Source organism: Nonomuraea monospora (assembly GCF_039531895.1).
GTDB lineage: Bacteria > Actinomycetota > Actinomycetes > Streptosporangiales > Streptosporangiaceae > Nonomuraea > Nonomuraea monospora.
This window is the reverse complement of the sequence record NZ_BAAAQX010000073.1, coordinates 22,898-29,400: the sequence shown is the minus strand read 5'-3', so window position 1 is coordinate 29,400 and position 6,503 is coordinate 22,898. Positions and strand designations below refer to the sequence as shown.

The 6,503-nt window shown below is 71.0% G+C and carries 7 protein-coding genes; 4 read left to right on the top strand and 3 right to left on the bottom strand.

Annotated elements, in window-relative coordinates:
* Positions 1–156: 156 nt before the first annotated feature.
* On the bottom strand, positions 157–999 hold the full coding sequence (gene cysT, locus ABD331_RS59420) for a sulfate ABC transporter permease subunit CysT (RefSeq protein WP_344496235.1): 843 nt from the start codon (positions 997–999) through the stop codon (positions 157–159).
* Between the two features lie 5 nt (positions 1,000–1,004).
* The gene (locus tag ABD331_RS59415; RefSeq protein WP_344496233.1) at positions 1,005–2,009 is read right to left on the bottom strand and encodes a sulfate ABC transporter substrate-binding protein; all 1,005 of its coding nucleotides are present in this window, start codon (positions 2,007–2,009) and stop codon (positions 1,005–1,007) included.
* 170 nt (positions 2,010–2,179) lie between these two features.
* On the opposite strand from ABD331_RS59415, the gene ABD331_RS59410 reads away from it, so the two are divergent.
* The 4 genes from ABD331_RS59410 to chrA are packed head-to-tail and all read left to right on the top strand — an operon-like array spanning position 2,180 to position 5,605.
* Positions 2,180–2,659 (top strand): Chromate resistance protein ChrB, encoded by a 480-nt coding sequence (locus tag ABD331_RS59410; protein WP_344496231.1) that lies wholly within the window; start codon positions 2,180–2,182, stop codon positions 2,657–2,659.
* Positions 2,656–3,087 (top strand): chromate resistance protein ChrB domain-containing protein, encoded by a 432-nt coding sequence (locus ABD331_RS59405; RefSeq protein ID WP_344496229.1) that lies wholly within the window; start codon positions 2,656–2,658, stop codon positions 3,085–3,087. The genes ABD331_RS59410 and ABD331_RS59405 overlap by 4 nt, the downstream gene beginning before the upstream one ends.
* Positions 3,084–4,253: an MFS transporter gene (locus ABD331_RS59400; RefSeq protein WP_344496227.1), complete on the top strand. Its 1,170-nt coding sequence runs from the start codon at positions 3,084–3,086 to the stop codon at positions 4,251–4,253. The genes ABD331_RS59405 and ABD331_RS59400 overlap by 4 nt, the downstream gene beginning before the upstream one ends.
* Positions 4,250–5,605 carry a chromate efflux transporter gene (gene chrA, locus ABD331_RS59395; RefSeq protein WP_344496225.1) on the top strand — a complete coding sequence of 452 codons (1,356 nt, stop codon included), beginning with the start codon at positions 4,250–4,252 and terminating at the stop codon, positions 5,603–5,605. The genes ABD331_RS59400 and chrA overlap by 4 nt, the downstream gene beginning before the upstream one ends.
* Before the next feature lie 124 nt (positions 5,606–5,729).
* On the opposite strand, the gene ABD331_RS59390 is transcribed toward chrA, so the two are convergent.
* Positions 5,730–6,419 (bottom strand): FadR/GntR family transcriptional regulator, encoded by a 690-nt coding sequence (locus ABD331_RS59390; protein ID WP_344496224.1) that lies wholly within the window; start codon positions 6,417–6,419, stop codon positions 5,730–5,732.
* Positions 6,420–6,503 lie beyond the last annotated feature (84 nt).

The window sequence follows — 6,503 nt, the reverse complement described above, 5'->3', positions numbered from 1 at the left end:
GTGGACACCACTCAGGACCCCTGTGGACGACTCGGCAGCGCAGGGCCGGCCCGAACCCCGCAAATGGTTGGGCCACCCAAGCTCGATCGCAGGCCCGGCTCAGCAGACCGCGATCGAGACGCAACCGACCAGGATCGACCTCTTAACACCAGCTACCTAGCCACGGCGACTTCCCCATCGTTGCAGGAGATCGAGGGCGGCCAGCGTGGCCAGGGCGACGATCAGCAGCACGGTGGAGGCCGCGGCGGCGCCGATGGGGTTGTCGGTCTCGATCTGGCCGAAGATGTAGACCGAGGCGACCTGGGTCTGGAACGGCAGGTTTCCCGAGATCAGCACGACGGAGCCGATCTCGGCCATCGACCGGGCGAACGCCAGCGCGGTGCCCGACAACATCGCCGGGACCAGGTTGGGCAGGATGACGCGGCGGAAGATCTGCGACGATCTCGCGCCCAGGGAGGCGGCGGCCTGCTCCATGTCGGTGTCGAGTTCGAGCAGCACCGGCTGTACGGTGCGCACCACGAACGGCAGGGTGACGAACAGCAGGGCCAGGACGACGGCGGCGCGGGTGTAGGCGATGTTGACGCCGAGCGGGCTGTTCTGCCCGTAGAGCGCGAGCAGGACCAGGCCGGCGACGATGGTGGGCAGCGCGAACGGCAGGTCGATGATCGTGTCGACGACCGCCTTGCCGGGGAAGCGGTCGCGGACCAGCACCCAGGCGATGAGCGTGCCCATGACCAGGTTGATCAGGGCGACGATCAGCGAGGCCCCGATGGTGAGGGTGAGCGCCGCCCAGGCGTCGGGGGTGGTGATGGCGTCGAGGAAGTAGCCTGGGCCGCGTTCCTGCGACCGCCACACCACCGCGGCCAGCGGGATCAGCACGATCAGGCTCAGGTACAGCACGGCCGCACCGAGCCCGAGCGTTGTCGCGCTCCGCGGGGAGCGGGGCCGCCGTTCCGGGGCGGCCGGGGGAGGCGGCCCCAGGACGGTCGTGGTGGACACGGGCGTCATTTCTCGATCGAGACGCCGAGCTTGCGCTCGACGTGGGCCATGATGCTGCCCTTGGGGTCGAAGAACTCGGCGGTGACCTTCTCCCAGCCGCCGAGATCGGCGATGGTGAACAGCGCGGGCGGCTTCGGGAACGAGGCCCCCGGCACACCGCCGGTCGTCGGGCGGTAGCCGTTGTCGGCGAAGATCTTCTGCGCTTGCGGGGTGAACAGGAACTTCAGGAAGGCCTGCGCCTGGGCGGGGTGGGCGGAGTTCTTGGCCGCCGCGACCGGGTTCTCGATCAGGATGGTGGCGTCCGGGACGGTGTAGTCCAGCGGCTGGTTGCTCTGCTGGGCGAAGATCGCCTCGTTCTCGTAGGCGATGATGGCGTCGCCCTTGCCGCTGGAGAAGGTCTGCAGTGACTTGCGGGCGCTGTCGTCCTGCACCGGGACGTTGGCGAACAGCGCGTGCAGGTAGTCCACGCCGGTCTGCTTGTCGGCGCCCTTGTCGGACTTGGCGCCGTAGCCGGCCAGAACGTTCCAGCGGGCGCCGCCGGAGGTGAACGGGTTGGGCGTGATCACCTCGACGCCGGGCTTGGTCAGGTCGTCCCAGGTCTTGAGGGCCTTGGGGTTGCCCTTGCGGGTGGCGATGACCACGACCGAGTCGGTCACCATGCCCTTGGCCGGGCCGGCGTTCCAGTCCTCGGCCACCAGGCCCTTCTTGACCAGGCGGGTCATGTCCGGTTCGAGGGAGAAGGCGACGATGTCGGCCTTCAGGCCCGCCTCGACGGCGCGGCTCTGGTCGCCGGAGCCGCCGAAGGACTTGGTGAAGGTGACGTTCTTGCCCTCCGGGGTGGCTTGGTAGGCCTTGATGATCTGCTCATAGGCCGCCTGCGGCGTGGAGTACGCCACCAGCGACAGCTGCACCTTGCCGTCCGAGCCGGTGCCTGTACTGCCTGCGCGGGCGGTGATCGAGACCACCGCCACGGCCGCCGCCGCAAGAGGCCGGAGCCCGCGAACGTTCACCCGTACTCTCTAATTCCTACTTAATCCATCGACAAACCCCGATTGAAGATGCCGAGGAGGGGGCGGGCAAGGCGCGCGTGGTGTTCGTGATTCGCATTGTTGCTGGCAGGTGACACTTTGCTGCAACGTCGGCTACTGTAACAGTGGTTACTGTGATGGAGGTGGCGGTGATGGGCACGACTGGCCAGTGGGTGTTGCTCGCCTACCGGATCCCCCGGCAGCCGTCCACGCTGCGGATCACGATCTGGCGCAAGCTCGATCGGCTCGGCGTGGCAAGGCTGGGAGACGGGCTGGTGGCGCTGCCCGCCGACGCCCGTACCCGGGAGCAGCTCGACTGGATCGCCGAGGAGATCGGCGAGATGGACGGCACGTCCACCGTGTGGCTGGCCGTCCCCGGCAACGCGGCGCAGGAGAAGACGATCGCCGAGGAGATGCGGCGGGCGCGGGCGGCCGAGTACCGGGCGGTGATCGAGCAGGTCGAGGCCGCCGAGTCGGCGCGGCCGGGGGAGCGGAGCCGGGCGGTGAAGCGGTTGCAGGCCGAGCTGCGCAGGATCGGGCGGCGTGACTACTTCCCGCCGGCCGAGCGGGAGACCGCGCAGCGCGTCGTGCGTGCGCTGGCTCAGGCGGTCGTGGCGGAGGACGCGCGATGAAGTGGGCGACGCGGGCCGGGGTGCACATCGACCGGGCGGCGTGTGCCTGGCTCATCCGGCGGCACGTCGATCCGGAGCCGGAGTTCGTGTTCGTCGACGATCCGGCGCTGGTGCCGGTCGACGCGACGCCGTTCGACATGCGCGGGGCCGAGCTGTCGCACCACGGCGGCGACTGCAGCTTCGAGACCATCCTGCGCCGGTACGAGCTGGACGACCCGGTGTTGTGGAAGCTGGCCGAGATCGTGCACGAGGCCGACATCGACGACGAGCGGTTCGACGCCCCGGAGGCGCCCGGCGTGGACGTGATCCTGCGCGGGCTGTCGATGATCTGCGACGACGAGCGGGTGCTGGAGATCACCGGGCCGGTCTTCGACGGGCTGTACGAGTTCCACCGGCGGGCGCTGCTGCTGGGACGGGAACCGGCGTGACAGGCACGGCCGGCCTGCTGCTGACCTCCCAGGCGCTGCGCGGCCTCGGCTATGGCGTCGCCGCCGTCCAACTCGGGGCGATCCTGCGGCTCGACGGCCTGACTCCGGCTGAGGTCGGGCTGATGCTGGCGGCCATCCTGGCCGGCACGTGCGTCTCCAGTCTCGCCCTGGCCCGCTGGGGCGACCGGGCCGGCCGCCGCCTTGTCTACGCCGCCCTGTACGGAGCCTTGGTGTGCGCCGGGATCGTCATCGCGGCCGGAGCGCCGCTGTGGCTGCTGGCGGGGGTGGCGTTGACCGGCGCGCTGTCGGTCGAGGTGATGGAGTCCGGGCCGTTCACCACGCTGGAGCAGGTCATGCTGGCCGGCACCGGTCGCCCCCAGCGGGAGGTGGTACGAGGCTTCGGCCTGTACAACGCGGTCGCCGCCGTCGCCGGGACGGCAGGCGCGCTCCTCGGCGCGCTGCCGCCGGACCGGCGGCTGCTCGGCGGAGTCCTGGCGGTGGTCGGTGCGGCGGGCATGGGCCTGGCCGCCCGACTGCCCACCAGCGTCGAGGCGCCCGCTGTGTCGCCGGGATCCCGGATGCTGGCCCGCTCGCGCGGCCCGGTGGCGCGGCTGGCCGCGCTGTTCGCGGTGGACAGCCTGGCCGGCGGCTTCGTGGTGCAGGCCTATATCGGCTACTGGCTGAGCCTGCGTTACGGCGCCACGACGCAGACCATCGGCATCACCTTCGCCGTGCTCGGGGTGCTGCAGACCGCGTCCCTGCTGGCCGCCCCGGTGGTCGCGGCGCGGGTCGGGCTGCTGCGCACGATGGTGTTCACGCACGTCCCGTCCAACCTGCTGCTGGCCGCCGTCCCGTTCGCGCCCGGCCTGGGCGGCGCCATCGCGCTGCTGATGGCGCGGGCCTGCCTGTCGCAGATGGACGTCCCCACCCGGCAGGCGTACGTGATGGCCCTGGTCCCCGCCGAGGAGCGGACCGCGGCCGCCGCCGTCACCAACACCGCCCGCTACCTCACCCGCCCGGCCGGGCCCGCCCTGGCCGGCTTCCTCCTGCCCTTCGGCCTGGCGCTGCCGTTCGTGCTGGCCGGAGCCGCCAAGACCGCCTACGACCTGACCCTGTGGCGGATCTTCCGATCCGTCCGTCTGCCCTCCGCTGAAAGGCCGCTATGACCATCGAAGCGACCCGCGATGTGATCCCGTTCCGGCAGGCCGTGCGAGCCTGGTTCCTGATCTCGTTGCAGACGTTCGGCGGCCCGGCCGGGCAGATCGCCGTCATGCAGCGCACGTTGGTGGAGGAGAAGCGCTGGATCGGCCAGCAACGCTTCAACCACGCCCTCAACTACTGCATGCTGCTGCCAGGACCCGAGGCCCAGCAGCTCGCCATCTACGTCGGCTGGCTGCTCAACGGCACCCGCGGCGGCCTGGTCGCCGGGAGCCTGTTCGTGCTGCCCGGCATGCTCGCGCTGCTGATCCTGTCGGCCGTCTACATCCTGTGGCAGGACACCACCGTGGTGACGGCGCTGTTCGCCGGGATCGCTCCGGCCGTGCTGGCGATCGTCGCCCAGGCCGTCATCCGGGTGGCCAAGCGCTCGCTCACCCATCCCTTCTTCGTCGCCCTCGCCGTGGCCGCCTTCGCCGCGCTGGCACTGTTCGGCGTGCCGTTCCCCGTCGTGGTCGCCGCCGCCGCCGGCGTCGGGTGGCTGGTCCACCGGCTGGCTCCGCACGTCTTCAAGCCCGGCCGCGGGCACGGTGGCGACGGCGGCCCGGCACCGCTGATTCCGGACGACGCCCTGCACCATGCCCAGCCGAGCTGGCGGTCGGCGGGCAAGATCCTGGCGGTCGGGCTGGTCGTCTGGTGGCTGCCGGTGGCCGCGGTCGCACTCTTCCTCGGTACGGACAGCGTGTTCACCACCCAGGGCCTGTTCTTCTCCGGCACGGCGCTGGTCACCTTCGGCGGCGCGTACGCGGTGCTGGCGTTCGTCGCGCAGCGGGCCGTCGAGGTCTACGGCTGGCTGAGCCCGGGCGAGATGGTGCGCGGCCTGGCCCTGGCCGAGACCACGCCGGGGCCGCTCATCATGGTGGTGCAGTTCGTCGCCTTCCTCGGCGCCTACCGCGACCCCGGCGCCCTCGCCCCATGGGCCGGCGCGCTGCTGGGGGCGCTGCTGACGACCTGGGTGACGTTCGTGCCGTGCTTCCTGTTCATCTTCCTCGGCGCCCCCTACGTCGAGCGGCTGCGCCACAACGCCGCCATCAGCGCGGCGCTGACCGGCATCACCGCCGCCGTGGTGGGCGTCATCGCGAACCTGGCGCTCTACTTCGCCGAGCACACCCTGTTCGGACGCACCTTCACCTGGACGTGGGGGCCGTTCACCGTCCCGCTCCCCGACCTGGGCACGCTCAGCCCCGTCGCCGCGACGATCACCGTGGCCGCGTTCGTCATGACGTTCGTCCTGAAGTGGCCGATGTTGCGCATCCTCGGCATCTGCGCCCTGCTCGGCATCGGGACGGTCCTGCTGCCGTGACCGCCGCAGAGGGACCACGAACAGTTCGTGACCGCCCTGCTCCAGCCACCGGTTCATGCCGATCACCGGGACGCTGCCGCTGGTGAGCAGGCCTGCGAGCAGAGGGGAGAGACCGGCACCTGTACTAGCGCCGCAGCCGTACGGGATCGGCCGTCCCGCTGCGGCGCACGATCCAGGCCTCGGTGATGTGCCTGAACATCGCCTCGGCGGCGCCCTCGGGATCGCGGGCGGCGATGCGCTCGTAGATGCGGCGGTGGCCGAGGTTCGAGGCCACGCACAGGGCCCGCTCGGTCCTGCCCAGGTAGCGGGCGGTGTTGACGACCTGGCCTTCCAGGGACCGTACGACGCCGCGCGCGATGCGGTTGTCCGACGCCCGCATGATGGTGTCGTGGAAGGCGCGGTCGCTCTCGGCGTACGTGACCGGGTCGTCCACCAGCTCGTCCATCCGATCCACCAGGGCGCGGAGCCGATCGATGGTGTCCTGCCCGGCCAGGCGGGCGGCGACGTTGGCCATGTCGGACTCCAGCACGCGCCGCGTGACCACGAGGTCGTCCAGGATCGCCAGGCTCTCGTCCTCTGCGATGGTCGCGGTGAGGACGAGCTCGTCGAGCATGTCCCACGTCGCCGGCGGGGTCACCATGGTGCCGGAGCCCTGGCGGACCTGCACCAGCCCCTTCTCCTGGAGGATCTTCACCGCCTCCCGCACGACGGTGCGGCTCACGGAGAACGCCTCGCACAGCGCGGGCTCGGGGGGTAACGCCGTCCCCGGCGGGTGGACGCCGCGGACGATGCGCTCCACCAGCTCGGCTGTCACCGCTCTGGCGAGACTCGCGGGGCGTCGTACCCAGGCCGGTGGCGCCGGGACACTGCCGGATGTTTCCTGCGATGCCGTCATTTC

Excerpts from the sequence above, each read along its gene's own strand:
- ABD331_RS59410 (WP_344496231.1), top strand. The coding sequence starts at position 2,180 with ATGGGCACGACTGGCCAGTGGGTGTTGCTCGCCTACCGGATCCCCCGG.
- ABD331_RS59405 (WP_344496229.1), top strand. The coding sequence starts at position 2,656 with ATGAAGTGGGCGACGCGGGCCGGGGTGCACATCGACCGGGCGGCGTGT.
- chrA (WP_344496225.1), top strand. The coding sequence starts at position 4,250 with ATGACCATCGAAGCGACCCGCGATGTGATCCCGTTCCGGCAGGCCGTG.